The 18,366-nt window shown below is 57.2% G+C and carries 17 protein-coding genes; 6 read left to right on the top strand and 11 right to left on the bottom strand.

Annotated features, from left to right (window positions below; genetic code table 11):
* Nucleotides 1-174 precede the first annotated feature (174 nt).
* The 8 genes from ACK4TM_RS09320 to ACK4TM_RS09285 form a co-directional block, all read right to left on the bottom strand.
* The gene (locus ACK4TM_RS09320; protein WP_409700152.1) at nucleotides 175-1,113 is read right to left on the bottom strand and encodes a PRC-barrel domain-containing protein; all 939 of its coding nucleotides are present in this window, start codon (nucleotides 1,111-1,113) and stop codon (nucleotides 175-177) included.
* 186 nt (nucleotides 1,114-1,299) lie between these two features.
* Nucleotides 1,300-1,518, bottom strand: coding sequence for a hypothetical protein (locus tag ACK4TM_RS09315; RefSeq protein ID WP_409700149.1), 219 nt, complete (start codon nucleotides 1,516-1,518; stop codon nucleotides 1,300-1,302).
* 47 nt (nucleotides 1,519-1,565) lie between these two features.
* Entirely contained in the window at nucleotides 1,566-1,748 is a 183-nt protein-coding gene (locus ACK4TM_RS09310) for a PLD nuclease N-terminal domain-containing protein (protein ID WP_409700146.1), read from the bottom strand.
* A gap of 72 nt (nucleotides 1,749-1,820) precedes the next feature.
* The gene (gene gdhA / locus ACK4TM_RS09305) at nucleotides 1,821-3,173 is read right to left on the bottom strand and encodes an NADP-specific glutamate dehydrogenase (protein ID WP_409700143.1); all 1,353 of its coding nucleotides are present in this window, start codon (nucleotides 3,171-3,173) and stop codon (nucleotides 1,821-1,823) included.
* Between the two features lie 117 nt (nucleotides 3,174-3,290).
* Complete coding sequence (locus ACK4TM_RS09300; RefSeq protein WP_409700140.1) at nucleotides 3,291-4,505, bottom strand: ferric reductase-like transmembrane domain-containing protein; 1,215 nt, start codon at nucleotides 4,503-4,505, stop codon at nucleotides 3,291-3,293.
* 204 nt (nucleotides 4,506-4,709) lie between these two features.
* Complete coding sequence (locus tag ACK4TM_RS09295) at nucleotides 4,710-5,210, bottom strand: DUF2231 domain-containing protein (protein ID WP_409700137.1); 501 nt, start codon at nucleotides 5,208-5,210, stop codon at nucleotides 4,710-4,712.
* Between the two features lie 26 nt (nucleotides 5,211-5,236).
* Nucleotides 5,237-6,937 (bottom strand): sensor histidine kinase, encoded by a 1,701-nt coding sequence (locus ACK4TM_RS09290; protein WP_409700135.1) that lies wholly within the window; start codon nucleotides 6,935-6,937, stop codon nucleotides 5,237-5,239.
* A gap of 103 nt (nucleotides 6,938-7,040) precedes the next feature.
* The gene (locus ACK4TM_RS09285) at nucleotides 7,041-7,241 is read right to left on the bottom strand and encodes a NepR family anti-sigma factor (protein ID WP_409700132.1); all 201 of its coding nucleotides are present in this window, start codon (nucleotides 7,239-7,241) and stop codon (nucleotides 7,041-7,043) included.
* Nucleotides 7,242-7,427: 186 nt separating this feature from the next.
* Between ACK4TM_RS09285 and ACK4TM_RS09280 the strand changes: the two genes are divergently transcribed.
* From ACK4TM_RS09280 to ACK4TM_RS09270, 3 genes are all read left to right on the top strand, one after another.
* Nucleotides 7,428-8,222, top strand: coding sequence for a response regulator (locus ACK4TM_RS09280; RefSeq protein WP_409700128.1), 795 nt, complete (start codon nucleotides 7,428-7,430; stop codon nucleotides 8,220-8,222).
* A 168-nt stretch (nucleotides 8,223-8,390) separates the two neighbouring features.
* The gene (locus ACK4TM_RS09275; protein WP_409700185.1) at nucleotides 8,391-8,564 is read left to right on the top strand and encodes a DUF1328 domain-containing protein; all 174 of its coding nucleotides are present in this window, start codon (nucleotides 8,391-8,393) and stop codon (nucleotides 8,562-8,564) included.
* Nucleotides 8,565-8,598: 34 nt separating this feature from the next.
* Entirely contained in the window at nucleotides 8,599-9,096 is a 498-nt protein-coding gene (locus ACK4TM_RS09270) for a DUF2383 domain-containing protein (protein WP_409700125.1), read from the top strand.
* A 66-nt stretch (nucleotides 9,097-9,162) separates the two neighbouring features.
* Here ACK4TM_RS09270 and ACK4TM_RS09265 read toward each other — a convergent pair whose 3' ends face one another.
* Both ACK4TM_RS09265 and ACK4TM_RS09260 read right to left on the bottom strand, forming a co-directional pair.
* On the bottom strand, nucleotides 9,163-9,534 hold the full coding sequence (locus ACK4TM_RS09265; protein WP_409700122.1) for a hypothetical protein: 372 nt from the start codon (nucleotides 9,532-9,534) through the stop codon (nucleotides 9,163-9,165).
* 100 nt (nucleotides 9,535-9,634) lie between these two features.
* Nucleotides 9,635-11,050, bottom strand: coding sequence for a PAS domain S-box protein (locus ACK4TM_RS09260; protein ID WP_409700119.1), 1,416 nt, complete (start codon nucleotides 11,048-11,050; stop codon nucleotides 9,635-9,637).
* Between the two features lie 267 nt (nucleotides 11,051-11,317).
* Here ACK4TM_RS09260 and ACK4TM_RS09255 point away from each other — a divergent pair, with 267 nt between their 5' ends.
* Together ACK4TM_RS09255 and ACK4TM_RS09250 are read left to right on the top strand one after the other, a co-directional pair.
* Nucleotides 11,318-12,400: an AI-2E family transporter gene (locus ACK4TM_RS09255; protein ID WP_409700116.1), complete on the top strand. Its 1,083-nt coding sequence runs from the start codon at nucleotides 11,318-11,320 to the stop codon at nucleotides 12,398-12,400.
* 96 nt (nucleotides 12,401-12,496) lie between these two features.
* Nucleotides 12,497-14,953, top strand: coding sequence for a pyrroloquinoline quinone-dependent dehydrogenase (locus ACK4TM_RS09250; RefSeq protein WP_409700113.1), 2,457 nt, complete (start codon nucleotides 12,497-12,499; stop codon nucleotides 14,951-14,953).
* Nucleotides 14,954-14,967: 14 nt separating this feature from the next.
* Here ACK4TM_RS09250 and ACK4TM_RS09245 read toward each other — a convergent pair whose 3' ends face one another.
* Nucleotides 14,968-16,221, bottom strand: coding sequence for a DUF2254 domain-containing protein (locus ACK4TM_RS09245; RefSeq protein ID WP_409700111.1), 1,254 nt, complete (start codon nucleotides 16,219-16,221; stop codon nucleotides 14,968-14,970).
* Between the two features lie 820 nt (nucleotides 16,222-17,041).
* Here ACK4TM_RS09245 and ACK4TM_RS09240 point away from each other — a divergent pair.
* The gene (locus tag ACK4TM_RS09240; RefSeq protein ID WP_409700108.1) at nucleotides 17,042-18,187 is read left to right on the top strand and encodes a sensor histidine kinase; all 1,146 of its coding nucleotides are present in this window, start codon (nucleotides 17,042-17,044) and stop codon (nucleotides 18,185-18,187) included.
* The last annotated feature ends 179 nt before the right edge of the window (nucleotides 18,188-18,366 follow it).

Below are 18,366 nucleotides of genomic sequence, written 5' to 3'. Positions count from 1 at the left end.
ATAAGCCATAACAAAATACCGCGCATTTTATTTCCTTTCGATGGTTAAATCTACCGTGTGTCTGATGAGTAAACTCCGCGATCACGTTTTCGTTCCCGTTGGAGTGAAAAAAATCGGGGTTAAAAAAGACCCGCCAAAAAGGCGGGCCTATGTGATTACTTAGTCGGGTAGAACTTAGCCTTCGTATTCAGGCAAAGTTTCCAGCTGCTCCTGCGTCATCGACACCTGAACGCGGACGTCTTGGTTGTCTTCGCTCCACAGGATATCCAGTTCGCTGACATCAAGGGCCACAGTGTAGGATCCAAGGCCCAGAAAGCCACCGACATCCATCACCGCATGAGTGATTTCGCCATCGGCGCCCATGACAAGATCATCGACAGTCGCGATATTGTCGCCAGCGGTGTCATAGACGTTGGCACCAAGAACCCGCTCAGCGGTAAGCTGTTCCGTCGTCATAGGCTCGTAACCGACAAGCTGATCAGTTCCGTCTGCCTGCATGCCCGGCTGACCAGCCTGATCCGTTCCAACCGCAGTCCCGGTCTGTACGCCAGCATCGTTATAACTGCGCTCGGCAAACCCTGCGGTCAGTTGGTTTTCGTCCCATTCTGGCAGAGTTTCCAACTGATCGCGGCTCATCGTTGCCACAACGAAGAAGTCATTCAAATCTTCGGGCGTCGTGTCGTCAGCGACGAAATACAGATCGTCCAAATCCACCATCACGGTGCGGGCTCCGATCCCGAGGAAACCACCAACATCCAGCAGCACACCACGCAATTCACCGTCTTGCGACAGGATCACGTCATCGATGTTGCCAACATTTTCCCAAGAATCACGGGCACCTGCAAAAGTGGCACCGCTGTCCCAGCGCATGCGGTTACGTTCCTGAACGTTCCGATCTTGCGCCATGCGTGCCTCGTTCAGCGTGCGTGTCTCATCGGTGTCGAGTGTGTAAAGGCTCATCCCGGTAAAGTTGCTGGCCAGGAACGCCGGCACGGTCGCACCCGCAGTCTGGGTCATCTCTGCTTCAGCGCCGGGCGCAGTAGCTTCGGTTTGTGCAAAGGCACCCATCGACGTGGCAGCAACAAGTGCGGTCGTCAGCATTAGCGTCTTCATGGTAAACTCCTATTATCCATTTTGCCTTTCGGCATCTCTGGTAATATAACGCTGGGCAATTAATCCAGTTCCAGAAAAAAGACTTTACTTAGCGTAAGCAATTTCTATTAAGTTAAAGTTCTATTAAATAAAAAATACCCCCACCATAAAAGGTGAGGGCAAATATCTGTTTTTTGTAAGAACGCATCAGCGACGTTCGCGTGATCTTTCGCGTGCGGGTTTGTCGCCCACGTCGTCAAGCGCACCAGAGGGCGCCTGATCTTTGTGTTCTATGTTCTGCATGCCAGTGTCGGCGGTGCGGTCGGTAGGATGGGATACTGGCGTAGCGTTCTGTTCTTTCAGCGCCAAGGCTGCTTTTGATAGGTCTTCCTGCGTTGGCGCCTTTGCTTCTTCGGACTTGGACATCGTTTTCTCCTTTGATGACTGGCCCAGCGTCTGACCGGGCTTGGTGATCAAGTCTTTTTGGGGCCTGCAACGAGCCAGATGATCAAGCCCACCACCGGGAAGACAAGAACCAGCAGAATCCACAATACCTTTTCACCTTGGCTCGCGCCGGAACCAAGAATGGATACCGCTGCCCAGACGACTAATGCCAAGTGGATAAGACCGAATAGACCAGTAAAATTTGCGTTCATTGTTCAACATCCTCGTTCTGTGGGTCGCCGGTGCAACGCGCAGATCTCACTTTGGTTCCTTTCTGGGTGAATTTAGATTGCGCCCCCGTCCACCACCGCCTGTGCCAGCTTGCGGTAGGCGGCGACATTGGCGGCCCTACGATAATCGATCAGGCCTGTATCTGTGCAACAACTGCCCCGCTCGGATTTCAGCCGTTCATGGATATCGCACATGATTCCCCGCAAGGCCGTATCCACCCGCTCTGGTGACCAGCGATCAAAACGGGCGTTCTGCTGCATTTCCAAGCCGGATACCGCGACACCGCCAGCATTCGCTGCTTTGCCGGGGGCCTGCGTAACCCCCGCCTTGGCAAGATGCGCCTCTGCCTTGGCGGTCAGGGGCATGTTGGCACCTTCGGCCAGAAAGCGGCAACCACTGTCGACCAGCGCCTTGGCGTCGGACAATTCAATCTCGTTCTGGGTGGCGCAGGGCAAGGCGATATCCGGTTCCTTGCCCCACGGCCGCGCATCGGCGACAAAGGTTACACCCAGATCCTTGGCCGGTTCAAAGACCGCATCGCCCGGCGTGGTCAGAACCCATTCCAGCGCCGATTTGCTGAACCCATCCGGGGCGTACCAGGTGCCCTTTTTTCCGGACAGCGTGATCACCTTTGCCCCCATCATCATGGCTTTGCGCGCAGCGTGTCTGGCGACATTGCCGCGCCCCGATACGGCAATACGCTTGCCTTCGATCCGTTGGTTCTGTTCGTCAAGCATGGCGGCTGTGAAATAGATCAGGCCATACCCTGTCGCCTCGGCCCTGATGTCGCTGCCGCCCAATGACAAAGGCTTGCCTGTCATCGCGCCGCCCCAGTGCCGTGCATATTGCATCCATGCGCGTTGCATCAGCCCGATTTCATGGCTGCCGACGCCGATATCGCCCGCAGGTACGTCACGCTCAGGGCCGATATGGGCAGACAATTCTGCCATGAAAGCCATCGCAAACCGTTCGATTTCCGCAGGCGTCCTGCCAGACGGGTCAAAATCGGCGCCACCCTTTGCGGCACCCAAGGCCAGACCGGTAAGCGCGTTCTTGAAGGCTTGTTCAAAAGCCAGAAACTTCAGGATTGACCGGTTCAAGCCCGGCACCCAGCGCAAGCCGCCTTTGTAGGGTCCCAACAGATTGGAATGCTGTACGCGCCAGCCGCGGTTGATCTGGACTTCGCCCGCGTCATCGCGCCATGTGATGCGAAAGCTGATGACGCGGTCCGCCTCGCATAGCCGTTCCAGCGCGCGGGCGGATGTAAAGTCATGGCTCGCCTTTTCGATGGTCAGAACATCGCTGGCGACCTCTTTGACGGCTTGCAGGAATTCATCTTCGCCTGCGTGGCGGGGAGTGATCTCGTTCATGAACTGGTCAAGCATCGCAGTGGTGCGGGTGGTCATAACATTCCTTTCAAGAAAAGCAGGTTTAAGAAAGCATGTAGGCCAGACCGACCGCGAGCAAAGCGGCAAGCACCGTCAGAAAGATCGCAAGGGTCAGGGCAAGCTTGGGACGCATTTTCAGACCAACTCAAAAATTTCGTTGTCGATATGCCGTTCCGCAACACCCATGTCATGCAGAGCCTGTTTCACCGCTGCGATCATCGGGCCGGGTCCGCACAAAAGATGCGGCCAGTCGCGTGATGCAGGCGGCAGGTGGCGCTGCAGCTTTTCATCGTCGATCATGCCGCTTTCGCCGTCCCAATCATCGGGCGGGTCGTCCAGCACATGGATCAGCGTCAGGTTCATCCTGCCTTGCATCGTGGCCAGTTCGTCGCGGAAACTGACGTCGTCCCATGTCGGGTTGGCATAAAGCAGGATTACAGGGCGTTGGTCGCCGCGCGCGTCCAGAGCATGCAGGTTGGACAGGATCGGGGTAATCCCCACGCCGCCCGCGATCATGACAAAGCCCGTGGCATCAGCCAGCCTGTCGATCGAAAACGCGCCGTAGGGACCATCCACATAGGCGCGCGCGCCCACGGCAGTCTTGACCAGTTCGCCGCTATGATCGCCCAATGGTTTGATCGAAAATGTGATATTAGGCCCTTTGTCGGGCGCCGTCGAAATTGTGAAGGGATGCTCGATCAAAGAAAAAGGTGACCGACCGACCTTGAGCCAGGCAAACTGCCCCGGTTTCCAGGCCGTCAGGCCCTGGCCAGCGGGCGACAGTTCCAGCGTATGAACACCGCCTTTTTCAGCGGTATTCGCCACAACGCGCCAAGGATTTTGCGCCATCCACCAAGGCCGCAGGATATGCGTGAAAATCAGAATGCCGATAAACCCTGCTGTGACCCCGAGCCATAGGACACGTTTTGCGGTGGTATCAGTCAGGTTGCCGACGCCCAGCACATGCGCGATCGCTGCCGCCATACCCGCCAAGGCCAACGCCAGATGCAGGGCGCGCCACCATTCATGGCGCAGGTGCAGGCGTTTGCGAAATTCCGATGTCACGATCAGGCCGATAAAACAGCCCATTGCGACGCGGCCAGCAGTCAATTCCCAGCGCGCCTCGAGCGGGTTCAACACACCAAGCGCAGGCTGGTGAAAGACATAAAGCAGTGCAAAATGACCAAGTATCAGCGCCATGGCCCCCCAGCTGAGGTAGCGATGCGCGAGGTAAACGATATCTGCCCCGAAAGGATGGGTGATCCATCGCAAACGGCCCGTCATCGCAAATTGCAGGGCAATCAGGGCCAGCGCGCCAAAGCCAAGGCCCATGCTGAAATCCCAGATCATCCCACCCGACGGCGGCCGCGGCCCGGACAGTAAAACGACGAAAGGGGCGGCGACTGCCACGACGCCCAACAGGACAATACCCGTCCCATGTGCCCAGACTGTAGGGGTCCGGTCATACACAGCTGGTTTTTGCGCGGATCTGTGGGAGGCGTCGCTCATGCCTATCCAACACGGGCCGCCCCGCAATGGTTCCCTTTCGCGAGGTTATTCGGACGCTTTCGTGCCGATCTGATAGTCAAATACCAGCTTGCCACCATGCCAGCCGGTGACAGCGGTAAATCCCGCCGCGACAAATGACATCAAAAGCCCAAGCGGCAGAACGGCAGCTTCGTAATCGCCGATCCGCCACGCCCAGTTCATGCCCAGAAGCGACAGCAACATCACAGCCAGAATGAAATGGGTCCAGCTGGCCGACCGGTTGCGGATTCCGCGCACGGCCAGCAACTCCACGGTGCCGGTGATCCCCGCAAGCACGCCCATCAGGAACGCGCCAAAGGCGGCCCAGCCTGCGGCGCGCGCCCAGAATGCATCACCCGTCCACCAATACAGCAGGTCCGCCCCGAGCACCGACATGGTCAGCGCAATCGGAAAGGCCACCAGCATCGCATGTAAAGGATGCCCCGCAATCGCGATCCGCGATTCCGTTTTATGTAGTGCGCGATGTTCCTCGACCGGGTCGGTCAGCTTGGTCTCAGGCGCTGGCATGGCGTCACCTTTCATGGAGAGCATTCTTATGCAGATAAAATCGGGTGATCTTCTGCGTCACGGTTCAATCCGCCATCGTCAATGCGCAACCTGATTTCCCAGACCGTGCGGCCATCCTTGCCCAAGGCTGGACCGGCCTCAAGATCGGCACCGATCTGAAGCGCAAAGGCGGTCATCAATTCGCGCCCCAAGCCGGTATCCCGGCTCTCCGCCTCTTCCGCCGATATATCGTTGCGCACGCGCATTTCCACCGTACCACCGCTGGCGCGGATGCTGGCCTTGATCAGCGGGTATTTCCCGTCCTCGGCAGGTGTCGCGTATTTCAGCGCATTTGTCAGTGCCTCTGCGAACAACATCGCCAGTGGGATGATCTTGTCCGCGGGTAGTGAAACGGCATCGAAATCCGTTTCGATATTCAGCTTGCTACGGTCCGCACGCACCAGCGAAAGCGTGTCCTTAAGGATGCTGTCCAGAAATGCCGTGGCATCTATATTGGACACGCGCGTTTCTTCGTATAGCGCCCGGTGGATCGAAGCGAGCGCCCGCACACGCGCCTGCACACCCTTGAGGATCAGCTTTGCGTCGGGGTCTTTCAAGCGGCGCATCTGCAAATTCAGGATCGACGCGATCAGTTGCAGGTTGTTCTTGACGCGATGATGGACCTCTTTCAGCAGGACGGTTTTTTCGCGCAACGCATCTTCCAATTCGGTTTCATCGCGCCGGATCAGGCGCGCCATCTTGGAAAAGGTTGAATCGATCTCACGCAGTTCTGTCGGGGCATCGGCGGGGAGCCGGATCAAATCATCTCGGTTGCCCAAGGCAAAGCGGCGTAGCTGCGTGTTCAGCTGTTTGAGGTGGCGCACCACGAGATAATGGATCGACAACATCAACACGCCCACCGACGCGATCCACATCGCGACAGGTAAAATCAGCCTGCCATAATGGGGCATCAGCAAGCCCCGGACGTGATCGGGGCTCCAGCTGCCCAGGGCATAAAGTTGTCCGGGAATAAGCGTGGCGGTGGTAAAAACCCGTTCCGCACCGCTGACACTTGTCCCGGGAAAAACTCCTTCGCGTTCGCTGATAAACCGACGCAAATCCGCAGTTTCGGGCAAACGGTCGGATGCGTCCGGGTTTTCGGAATAGGTCAGGGTATCGCCCAGATCGTTGACCAGATAGGCAAATTGCAGATCCGCAGAAGGATCCGGCTGTGTGGCAATCATGGCAAGCGTGGTATTCGCGATCGAGATTGTCAGAACCCCAAGAAAACCCTCGCTATCGTAGATCGGACGGTTCACCAGAACCACGGGCAGGCCGGTGACGCGCCCGGCTTCCTGGAACCGAAAGTAGGGTTTCGTGGGGATCAGTTCCGCTTGAAATTCGCCTCTTTCGCTGAAATCGACAACGTCACCCTGAGAAACACATGCCATGATTCCGTCTGCCCCGATGAAGCCGGCAAAGGCGTAAAAGCTCGCCTCGCTGATAAAATCTCGTAAAAAGGCGGAACATGCAGCCGGGTCATCGCGCAGGGCGACGATGTTGGGGACAAGGCTGATGGAATTTTGCGTGGCGCTGAATAGCAGCGCGGACTGTCCGGTTGTGGTGTCAATAGTGCGGGTGATCAGCTGGGATCGATTGGATTCGATCTGGGTCGTCCAGCTAAAATATTCAGCATATAAAGCGACGGACCCCAGCGGGACAATCGCCAAGGTCAGAATGACCGCCAATCGCGCCGCCAGTCTGTTGCTAAATACCTGTTTCGGCACAATGTCCTACCACTTTTGAGACCCGATCTGCCTTGCGCTTGCGCGAGGTGGCGGTAGTCTGGCCTTACGCGTTATCGGAACGCGACGTTATTTCCTTGTTGCGCAATGCAGTCAGCAACTGACTGAGACTGTCGGGAACCGCTTCTGAAGAACTATCGGCATAAAGCCGCTTGAGGTTTTCATCGATCTGGCGCGCGACCTCTGGTGCGATCTGCGACTTACGCATTTGATTTTTATCACTCATCTTCATCTCTTGCACTCTCATATCTACATAATGCGTCGTCCTTACTGCATTCGCAACATCCGACAAATCTGTCTATCTCGGGAACCAAACGTCATGCGTTGCGTTAGGTTCCCGATTGTGGAAGATTTTTTATTGGATCTTCCGCAGGACAACCAGAGTGTAACGCGGAGAATAATCAGGGATATGCAAGCTGCATTGGGAGAAGATATGTCATTGTCGTTACAGGTCGCCAAGGAATTGCCCTTTCTGCGGCGCTATGCACGGGCCCTGACAGGGTCACAACAAACGGGCGACCGCTATGCTGCGGCGACCCTGGAAGCTATTTTGGAAGACCGAGCTTTGCTGGATACCGGCATGTCCCCCAAGCTGGCGCTGTTCAAAGCGTTCCATAGTGTATGGCAAACAACTGGCGCGCCAGTCAGTTCCAGCCCATCGGATGGAATCGAAGCACGGGCGCAGAAAATGCTCGCTGGGCTGACTCCGAACACGCGCGAAGCGCTGTTGCTGCGCGCATTGGAAGAATTTCCCTATAGCGACATTGCGCAAATCATTTCGGTCGGTGAAGACGAGGCGCAGGAGCTTGTCGCCATCGCCTATCGTGAAATGTCCAAGTCTGTGATGGGGCGCATCCAGATCATCGAGGACGAACCATTGATTGCGCTGGATATCAAAAGCATCGTCACCGAAATGGGTCATGAGGTTACCGGCATCGCCCGCACACACGCCGAAGCAGTCGCCTTGGGCGCACGCGAACGCCCCGACCTTATTCTGGCGGACATTCATCTGGCCGATGATTCGTCAGGTGTAGATGCGGTAGTGGAATTGCTGCGCGATCATCCCGATACGCCGGTGATCTTCATCACGGCCTATCCAGAACGGCTTTTGACCGGGGAAAAGCCGGAACCGGCCTTTCTGATCCCCAAGCCGTTTGACGAAGAACAGGTCCGGTCTGCCGTTTCGCAGGCGATGTTCTTTGCATCGACCCAGACCCTGCACGCCTGACCTTTCTGACAATCCGGTGAAGATGGAAACCCGCGTTTTACGCGGGTTTTCTCTTTCAAATTCCTTTCTTTGCACACACTTGCCCCGTCAGTTCGGAACTTTTGCGAGCGGTGGGTCGTTGACCCTGCAATGGTTGCTTTTGCAACGCTTCAGTTGAAAGGAAACACTATGCTTGGATGGGCTTTAACATTTTTAATCGTCGCGCTGATCGCGGCGGCACTTGGCTTTTCGGGGATCGCCGGTGCGGCATCTTCGATCGCACAAATTCTCTTCGTGGTCTTCCTGATCCTCTTTGTCGTCGCCATGATCGCGCGTGCGGTAAGGGGTCAGCCACCAGTCTGACTGGCTGACATAATTTCAATAAAGGAGCATTCCGATGCATCCCACGAACCTCAAGAACTTGCAGCCCCAAACGGCTGATGACGGCGGCGTCCAACCTTCTGGCCCGCAGCCCGAGCCGGATGACGAACGGCTTGATCTGATTGCTAAGGTGCACACCCGTGTCTTGGATACGATCAGCGGCTTTGACAAACTGGTCGAGAAGGCAGAACCAGATATCAAACCGCTGGCGCAGGCGTTCCTGACGACCCATAGCAAGCACGAAACCGTGCTGGCCACCTATTTGGCGCAGGCAGGGCGCGTTCCGGATGATGACGGGTCCTTTATTGGGACACTCAATCGCGCCGTGATTGAAGCCCGGTCATGGTTCGAGGATGTGGATAGCGATGTTTTGAACCGTGTTGCAGATGGTGAAAAGCAATTGCTGGACACGTATCAGGATGCTTGTGACGTCGGCCAAACAGTCGAGGCGAATGCCATGCTAACGCAGCAGATGGACGATGTAAGGGACCTGATGCGTCAGATTGACGGGTGAATCGCCAGAACTTTAAACTAACATCAAGCCCGCCTTCGTGCGGGCTTGATTGTTGCCGGCCCCGCCTCAGGCGGTGGCCTTGGGCGGATCGCTGATCTGTGCCACGAGCGCTTCCAGATCTTCGGTAAAGAATGGCAGCGACAAAACCGGATAGGGCGATCCGGCATTGTCTCGCGGGATACCGTCATTGAGCAGGACAACTTTAGTGCCCAGCATTTCCAGCGTGTTGCGCAGAGCGCTCGCCGCAAAGACGGCGGGTGTCGCCTGAATGACTGCCAGTCTGACCTGCATACCCTGCTCGAGCGCGGCGAGCTTTGACAGAGCGTCCTGTTCGGACGCTGCGATCAGCGGGTCGCCAAGGCCCATCTGCTCAAGCGTGGCGGTGACATCTTTGGCAACCAGTGAAAAGTTGACAAAAACGAGAAAAAAAGAGTTCATGCATCGGTGCCCCTCAGTGACAAAGGGCATGTTTGCACCGACATAAGGCGCCGGCGCTATAAACTACGACATAGCAAATGTCGATTTGTCCGAAACCCGCCTATCGCGGTATTATCGCTCGTAAAGGGCAATCAAGGCGCCATCGCAGGCCTGCCGGATTAAATGCGATCTGCGTCGTCGCCCCCAGCGCCATGGCGAGCATGTCTTCCAACACAACCGTGCCAAAGCCGCTGGCCTCTGGGGCTGTGACTTCTGGACCGCCGCTTTCCTGCCAGGTCAGCCGGAACAACTGACCATCCGTGATCTGCCAGGTGATGGCAATCTTGCCCGCGGCGTTGGACAGGGCACCATATTTCCCCGCATTCGTGGCCAGTTCGTAAATCGCCATGGCAAGATTTTGGGCCACCTCGGATGAAATGTCGATCTCGGGTCCGGAAATGGATATGCGGTTTCCGTCCAATGGAGCGAAATGGGTGAGCTGCGCTTTTACCAATTCAATCAAAGCCGGGCTGTCGTTGGATGAATTAACCAGCAGATCCTGACAGGCTGACAAGGCACGCAGTCTTGCGCCGAAATCGCGGACAAACTGGGCTGTATCGGTCGGCCGCATCTGCCGCAGGATGGACTGGACTACCGCCAGCATGTTCTTTGACCGGTGGTTCACCTCGCGCATGACAAAGGCAAGCTGTTCCTCGCTGCGTTTGCGCGCCGATATGTCAAATGCAGATGGGACCAGCAGTTCCACATTGCCGTCGTCATCCAGAACCGGCGACAGCATGAAATCAATCGGGGCCAGCACATCGCCTTTCATACGGATGGTGGCGTCATAGCGCAGGGTCTGTCCGGTTGCGGCATGTGTAATGGCGGCTTCCAGCTCTGCCATCGTGGCAGCGTCGTGGGACCACCAATAGCAATCCCAGAATTTCTTGCCGACAACATCGGCACGGGTCAGGCCCCCCGCTAGCAGCGCCGGTTCGTTGGCTTCGATCAGCGTCCCATCGGGCGAGATGATTCCGATCAGGGCAACAGTATTGTCAAGAATCTGTCGTAGCCGGGTTTCGCTGGCGCGCAGCCGTTTCTCGGCAATAACCCGTTGGGTGATGTCGATGAAAATAGCAGCAATTCCAGAAAAACCGGGCTTCGTTAGGTCCAAGGCGGTCAACGAACTGCTGACATAGAGCGCTGTCCCGTCCTGCCGGGTAAATGCAAGATCGGTCGTGATGCTGGCCACCCCTGCTTGCAGATCAGCTATCGCCGTCGCATAGGTTTCTTGGCAGGCTGGCACCAGCAGGTCGAACAATCGTGCCGAAGAGGTGTCCTTTGCATGATCGCCCATCATGTCGAACCACCGCGGATTGGCGAAACGAATGACACCCTTTGCATCAGTTTCCACAATACCCGCAGGCGACAGGTTGACGAGGCGACGCAGACGCGCGGATTCATCGTCGGCTCCAGCGAATGCAGGCGGTGTGGTCCCATCAACCACCGAGGCCTTGTCAGCGTTATCACGCAGCATCACATCATCCTCGTTTTCAGAACGGCCTACCCGTTATGATTGTTTCGCATCAGGAAAAATTCAACCGTTATTTTGCCATGATATGTGCTATTCACGGCGCAGATCGGTGCTTTATGGTCATGAAATCCCGGCCTACGCAAGATACCCCGTGCAACGCGGAACTTGTTGGTCATCGTCGCGTTAACAACTGATTCTATCAAATCGCTGGAGATTACCTTGTCCGCCAAGAAACGACCCCGGCGTGCAGAGCCTCGTGCGGTCAGACGTGTGTCCGAAACGCTTGTCACGTCCCCGGCCCTGACCACGATCTGCGTCATCCTGACCTTGGGCGCAGTGCATTATTCCAAGCAATTCCTGTTGCCAGTCGTCCTGGCCATCTTATTGTTTTTCGTCTTTGTGCCACTGCAGCGGCGTCTGCTGCGCTTTGGTATCAACGGGCATGCGGCGGCGTTTGTTCTGGTGTTTGGCCTGTTGGTCGGGATCGCCAGCATCTTTTTCCTGCTCAGCGGGCCGGTGATGGAAGTCGCGAACAATCTGCCTGATATCATCACCGACATCACGATCCGGCTGGAGCGTGCGCGCGATGCATTGCTGAGCGCTGCCGAGGGCATTCGCGGTGCATCCTCGGGCAATGAGGCACCTGATTTTCGTCTGGCTTTTAGCCAAGACGAGGACGACTCCGAGATGCTGGAAGATGATATGCTGCTGAACACCGCTAGCGGTGCGCTGATCTATCTTTCTGAAGCCCCTGCCATCGTCGCACAGTTCTTTTTCGCCGTTATCTTGTTGTTTTTTCTGTTGTCATCAAGCGACCGGATTTATCTGAAGGTCATCCAGAGCTTTGATGCCTTTCAGGACAAGCGGACCGCCTTTGCAGCACTCCGCGAGGTTGAACAGAAATTGGGCGGTTATCTGGGCACCGTGACGCTGATTAATGCGGGGTTGGGCGTGTCTGTCGGGCTGACGATGTGGGCGCTGGGGATGCCGGTGCCACTGCTGTTTGCCGTGCTGGCCTTTGTTCTGAACTTCATCCCCTTTCTGGGTGCGGTGATGGGGGTCGTGCTGGTCAGCGCGGTCGCATTGCTGTGGTTCGATACGGTGGGTCAGGTGATGCTGGTGACATCGGCATTCATCTTTCTGACAGCGCTGGAAGGGCAGGTGGTCACCCCCGCGCTGTTGGCGCGCAGGCTGCGCATGAATACCGCGCTCGTGGTGATCTCCATCGCGTTCTGGGCGTGGATGTGGTCCTTCATGGGAATGGTGATCGCGGTGCCGATGCTCGTGGCCTTGCGCGTCGTCGCCGAACAGATTCCGAAATGGCGCAAGTTTGCGAACCTGTTATCGGCATAGGCGTATTTTTGCCGATCAGCACGGAACTAAGCCCCCTGCGCGACGTTGCAGAAGAAAGCTGCGGTGAATGCGGCTCGCTTCCTGCGCCTTTCGGAGATGCCTATGAAAACCTTGCCCAAACCTCATGTATTATTGCAGTGGGCGCATATGTCCGGGCCGGGCCGGTTCTTCATCTGGGTGATCGTCGCCATACAGGCGGTACTTGGCGTGACGTTGATCTGGATCGGCGGCCAGATCGCAGTAGAAGGTGGCGGGTTCTATTATCTTGGTGCGGGCGTGATCCTTTTGGCAGGTGCCGCATTGCTTGCGTCCGACCTGATCCGAGAAGGCCTGCTGGCAAGCGCTGCCTTGCTGATCATCACGCTGATCTGGTCCATTTTCGAGATTGCCGGAAACGGCTGGCTGGTTTCCTGGCCTTTCGATCTGGCGGGTCGTCTGGCGGTACCCGGGCTGTTATTCGCACTTCTGGCGCTGACTGTCATCTTCGGCACGATGCGCATCTTCGCGCCCCATTGGTTGCGACCGCTGGGCCTCGGGGGTCTTGTCACTGCCATTGTGATTGCGGGCGGCATCGTCGGCTTTGCGTGGGAACGTAGCATCACACCAGCGGGCAGCGATATCATCGCCACCGTCTTTCCCGGCCATAACGCCGCTGACGAATGGTCCGCCTATGGTGGCTCGCCCCTTGGTGCCGGCTATACCCCCGCGACCGACATTACCCGTGCCAACGTCAGCACGCTGGCACAGGTCTGGCAGGTCCAGACCGGCGATCTGCCACCCAACGACCGGGTGTCCTATTCCGCGCAGAACACGCCGATTTATGCGGAAAATCGGCTTTATGCCTGTACCCCGTCCAATCAGGTGCTGGCGCTTGATCCTGCGACAGGCGAAACCTTGTGGCGTTACGACCCCGAAACGTCGCCTGATGATATGGAATCTCTTTTTTCCGCCGCCTGCCGCGCCGTGGCGCATCATCGACAAGACGCCTCAGCAGGGTCTTGCGCTGCGCAGATCTATGTCGCCACGGTGGACAGTCGTCTGATCGCGCTTGATGCGGAAACCGGTGCTGTGTGCCCCGGTTTTGGCGAACAGGGCGTGGTCGATCTGGCGCTGGGTCTGGGTATGCAGGAAACCGGTCTGGCATCGTCCACATCCGGCCCGGCAGTGATCGGTGATCTGGTGGTGATCGGTCAGCAGGTCAGCGACAACCAGCGCCGCGATGCGCCCTCGGGCGTGGTGCGCGCCTACGATGCCGCGACTGGCGATCTGGTCTGGGCGTGGGATGCCCTGCGTCAGGGGCTTGCGACCACCCCGCTGGAAGAAGATGAGATCTATCCGCGCGGCACCCCAAACGTGTGGAACATCATCTCGGGCGATCCGGATGCCGGGCTTGTCTATGTCGGGACCGGCAATTCCGCCAATGACCATTGGGGCGGCACGAGGACCGAAGAAGAAGACCGTTTCACCTCGGCGATTGTCGCCATTGATGTGAACACAGGTGAAACTGTCTGGGATTTTGCCACTATCGACCATGATCTGTGGGATTATGATCTGGGTGCGCAGCCCGCGATCATGGACCTGACAATCGCGGGTGAAGAACGCCGCGTCGTTGTGCAAGGCACCAAACAGGGGTCGGTTTATGTGCTGGACGCCGCGACAGGTGAACCTTTGCAGCCGGTCGGAATGCAGTGCGCTCCGCAAGGTGCCTTGCCCGGCGACTGGACTGCTGAAGCGCAGCCGATTTCGACCGCCTATCCCAATTTCGCCGGATACATCGGGCCGGAACCCGAGGTTCTGAATCACACGCAGACATGGGGGGTCGCCATGGTGGATGCCGCCTTGTGCCGGCGCGATTTCCTGCGGATGGATTATCAGGGTATCTACACCCCGCCATCTGAAAACCCGCATGGCATGCTGCTGCATCCCGGTACAATCGGTGGCATCAACTGGGGCGGTGTCGGTCTGGATCTTGCGCGTCAGATCCTGATCACCAATCATTCGCGGCTACCCAATGTCGTAACTATGCATCCGCGCGATGAGGTTGACGACCTGCCCGTCGGAATGGGTGGCGCGCGGCCCGATCAGGATATCGCACCGCATTGGCTGTCGCCGTGGGGCGTGACCCGGCCAATGTGGCTGTCAGTACTAGACGCGCCCTGTATCGCCCCGCCCTGGGGATTTATCGCAGCGACCGATCTGGACAGCGGTGCGTTGCTCTGGTCAAACCCCCTAGGGACGGGATTTGACACAGGTCCGCTGGGGCTGCCGACCTTTCTGCGGATCCCCTTGGGCACGGTCAATCTGGGCGGACCTTTGGTCACAGGCAGCGGCATCACCTTTATCGCTGCGGCACAGGATAATTTCCTGCGTGCCTATGAAACCGAAACCGGAAGGCTGATCTGGTCCGCAAGGCTGCCCGCAGGCGGCCAAGCCTCCCCCATGAGCTATGTTCATCAAGGGCGGCAATACATCGTCATCGTCGCGGCTGGTCATGCGCAGCTGGAAACGGCAATCGGTGATTACATCGTCGCCTTTTCAAGGCATGCGCCCTGATACGGTGCACATGGTCACAACGTTGCGGGCGCTTTATATTCTACCTCGCTGCGCATAACTTTGCGGGCAATGGCGCGGATTTCATCCTTTTCAGACTGTAGGGTCAGATGCGCCTCTGCCCGTTCCAAGGCTTCGCGGGATTGGGCCTGAGCAGCATTGCCAAAAACATCGGGACGGGACTGCGCCAGATCGTGAAGAACTGATTGCAGAACATGGTGAACTTCGACCATCGCGGCCCCGTCGCGGGCGATCGGTCGGATCAGATCGCGCAGGAAACCCTCGGGTTTCAGTCCGGGCACCCAGATACGGTCATGCACGACATTCGGGGTAGGGCGGTTTTCCCAGCAAAGCAGCAACCGCAGGGCACGGCGCAGCACGTCAATCGCCGTGCCGGGATCATTGATCCCAGACGAAAGCGCGCGCGCCGCGGTTTCCGACAGCATGATCATCCCGAATTGCGGGTCCTGCTTGATGGTCCGCTCTGCGCCAAGGCTGAAGCACGCGCTCAGCTTGCGCCGCGCTTCTTTGTCAGGTTCTGCCGCTTTCGCCTGGATATAGGCCAGCGGACGACTGGCCGAAGCGAACTGGCCGGGGATCCGGGCCACACGGATTTCAAGGTCCAGCGCCTCGGCGCATTTTTGCAGTTCGGCGGTATCGATGTGTTGCACAAAGCCTACCTGCCCTGCATGCAGCGGGATCATGTCGCTGTCGACATCGTCTGACGGGTCCAGCGGGTGGCAATCCAGAAACGGATGGTCCAATCGGTGCCTGAGCGCGGTTTCTGCCGATTTCTCGATCCGGTTCAGCGTGTCGGGGATACGGCCAAAGCTTCGCAACAGATTGACCCAGCGGATGAAGGCGACATAAATCAGGATGATGACGCCAATCGTGACGGCGAGCAGAATGATGCGGCCGCCTTGTTCGTAGATCCCGATTTGCAGAGCGATGATGCCCACGAGCGAGAAGCTGAACGCCCCCAGAAACGTTGCCAGGGCATTCTGCGAAACACCGTCTTCCAGCAATAATGCCGTCGCGCGCGGCGTCGCCCCGTCCGCCGCCCCTGATATAGCATTGGCCATGATGCCCAGTGAAAACGTCGCCACGGTCAGCATAGAGGTCGCAAGAATACTCAGCACCGTTTCGACAGCATCCGCACCCAGCTCGGCCTCTAGATTCGATGGGATGAAGGCGCGCAGCCAGATAGCCGCAAGCGCTGTGAAAACCGCGAGCAGGGAATAGACGCTCACCTTGACCCAGATCTGCGACATCAAATCTGACAAACGAAAGAAGAAGGCGGATTTCATATTGGTATTTCCCGGCTGCGTGGCGCAGCATTTCACCACATACTATCCTGTCCGCTGCATGTGTTGGCAATGGCAACGCGCCGATGTTGCATTCTGCGACCAGCAAAGGCGGGCCACGACCGTATCAGGTACTTGCGAACCTGAAGCTGCGTTTCATCGTTTATCCAGTCCCTTGCGCCAGCTTCAGTAGTCGCTGGCGTGCTCTGGCGGTATGGACCGGCGATCGGTCGGCCGTTGTATTCGACCCAGCCCTTGACCCAGAAGATCCGAAAATTCTCCCAAAATAGCTCAACGCGGAAAGTTGTAGGGTTTGCGCACTCCGGTCCTCTCGGGCGTCGTTTGCGGCCATGGCAAACCGGGGCAAGTCCAAAGCGTGCCATCACGAAGACCGAAAGAAGCATCAAGTAACGGACCCTTTCATCAGCATGGACAAGCCCGCGATACCCAAAGTGCGAAGTCGCCCGATGAGGTCATACAAGTGACCCGAGAATTATACTGTTGTGAGCGTCAAAATCGTTGTGAAAAGCATTGTCCCAACGACCTTTTCGCTTGCTTCAAAACTGTCGAACAATCTTGGCGGCAACCAGAGGCGTCAGGCGAGATTGCTCATGTTTTCCCCAGTGGTCAGGAGCGATCGACTTCAACCGCGAGTGTCGGCTCGCGCCAAAGAATAAGTTGCGGCGGCAGGATCAAGACCGCATGCTGACTGCGACTCTGAACTTTCCGCTTCATGACCTCGTCACGGCGGCGGTGTGGCGAAACCGGAAACGCGGAAGGATCGCAAATGAACGATATTCAAGTACAGACATCGCAGGAGCAATTGAGACGCCATCATTCAGCGCTTGCAGATTTCGGCCTGTTCGCGTTTCAGTGCGACGACATCGACAGCTTGCTGCAAAGAGCTGTTGAATTGGTCTCTGAAGCCATGGGCATCCCTCTCGTGAAGGTGCTGGAACATATTCCCGATCGGGGCGAAATGTTCTTTCGCAGTGGGGTCAACTGGGACTCCGGTGTCGTCGGCCGCGAGACATTCGCAGACCACGAGGGATCGCCGGCTGGCTATGCCCTCAGGACTGAGCACCCCGTCGTGTCACCAGATGTCGATGAGGAAGACCGCTTCGAGATTCCGGCCGTCCTGCGCCGCCACAACGTCAAGAGCATGGTCAACGTGATCATTGCAGGAGAGAGTGCCGCATTCGGTGTTCTGGAAGTCGACGCGCGCGAGAAGCGTGACTTCTACGAAGACGATATCGTGTTCTTGCGCAACTACGCGAACCTGATCGCTGCGGCGATCGAGCGGCTGCGTGTTCACGAAGAACTTCGCCGCTCGGCGCGCGAACAGAACGTCCTTGCGCATGAGATGGGGCACCGAGTCAAGAACCTGCTCGGAGTAATCCAAGCCCTCGCCTCCCAGACCTTCACGGAAAACCGTACCGCTGAAGAGTTCCGCGCTGCATTTATTGAGAGGTTGCAGGCACTTTCAGTCGCTGAAAACCTCGCGTTTGACAGCGGCAGCGAGCACGCTGACTTGATGACGCTGGCTGAAAAGATACTCGCGCCTTATCTACAGCGTGACCGTGCGAATATCGAAATCAAGGGATCTTTCACCCGCCTTTCTGCGAGACGGGCTCGTATGTTCGGGCTTGCATTGCACGAGCTGGCGACCAACGCTGCCAAGCATGGGGCGCTCAGCGTAACTACCGGTCGCGTGCGTCTCGATTGGCAGGTGAACGAAGCTGATGAAGGTGCTTTCGTCTCGGTGAATTGGCAGGAGTTCGACGGACCCGAAATTACGCCGCCGGATAGAAAGGGCTTCGGGACACGGCTACTCAAGTATGCTGTTGCGCACGAGCTCGAAGGCAATGCAGACCTCGTCTACGCGCGCGAAGGTTTAAGATACTGTCTCAAATTTCCTGTAAAGGAAAAGTAGCCATTACGACTTTAGAGGCGAGTTCTACCCCCAGACCCGGTATTCACCTTCGAGGACAGGCAACTGATCACAACCTTGAAGGAAGGCATTTCTTGGTCAACCGTAAACATCCGCCGAGGGCCGTCTGGCTGTTTAGCGGGCTGAGCGTTTATCGAGTGTCCTTATGGACGCACACGAAG

It is taken from the genome of Yoonia sp., from assembly GCF_046292185.1.
Classification (GTDB): Bacteria; Pseudomonadota; Alphaproteobacteria; order Rhodobacterales; family Rhodobacteraceae; genus Yoonia.
This window is presented reverse-complemented; position numbering and strand designations above follow the sequence as displayed.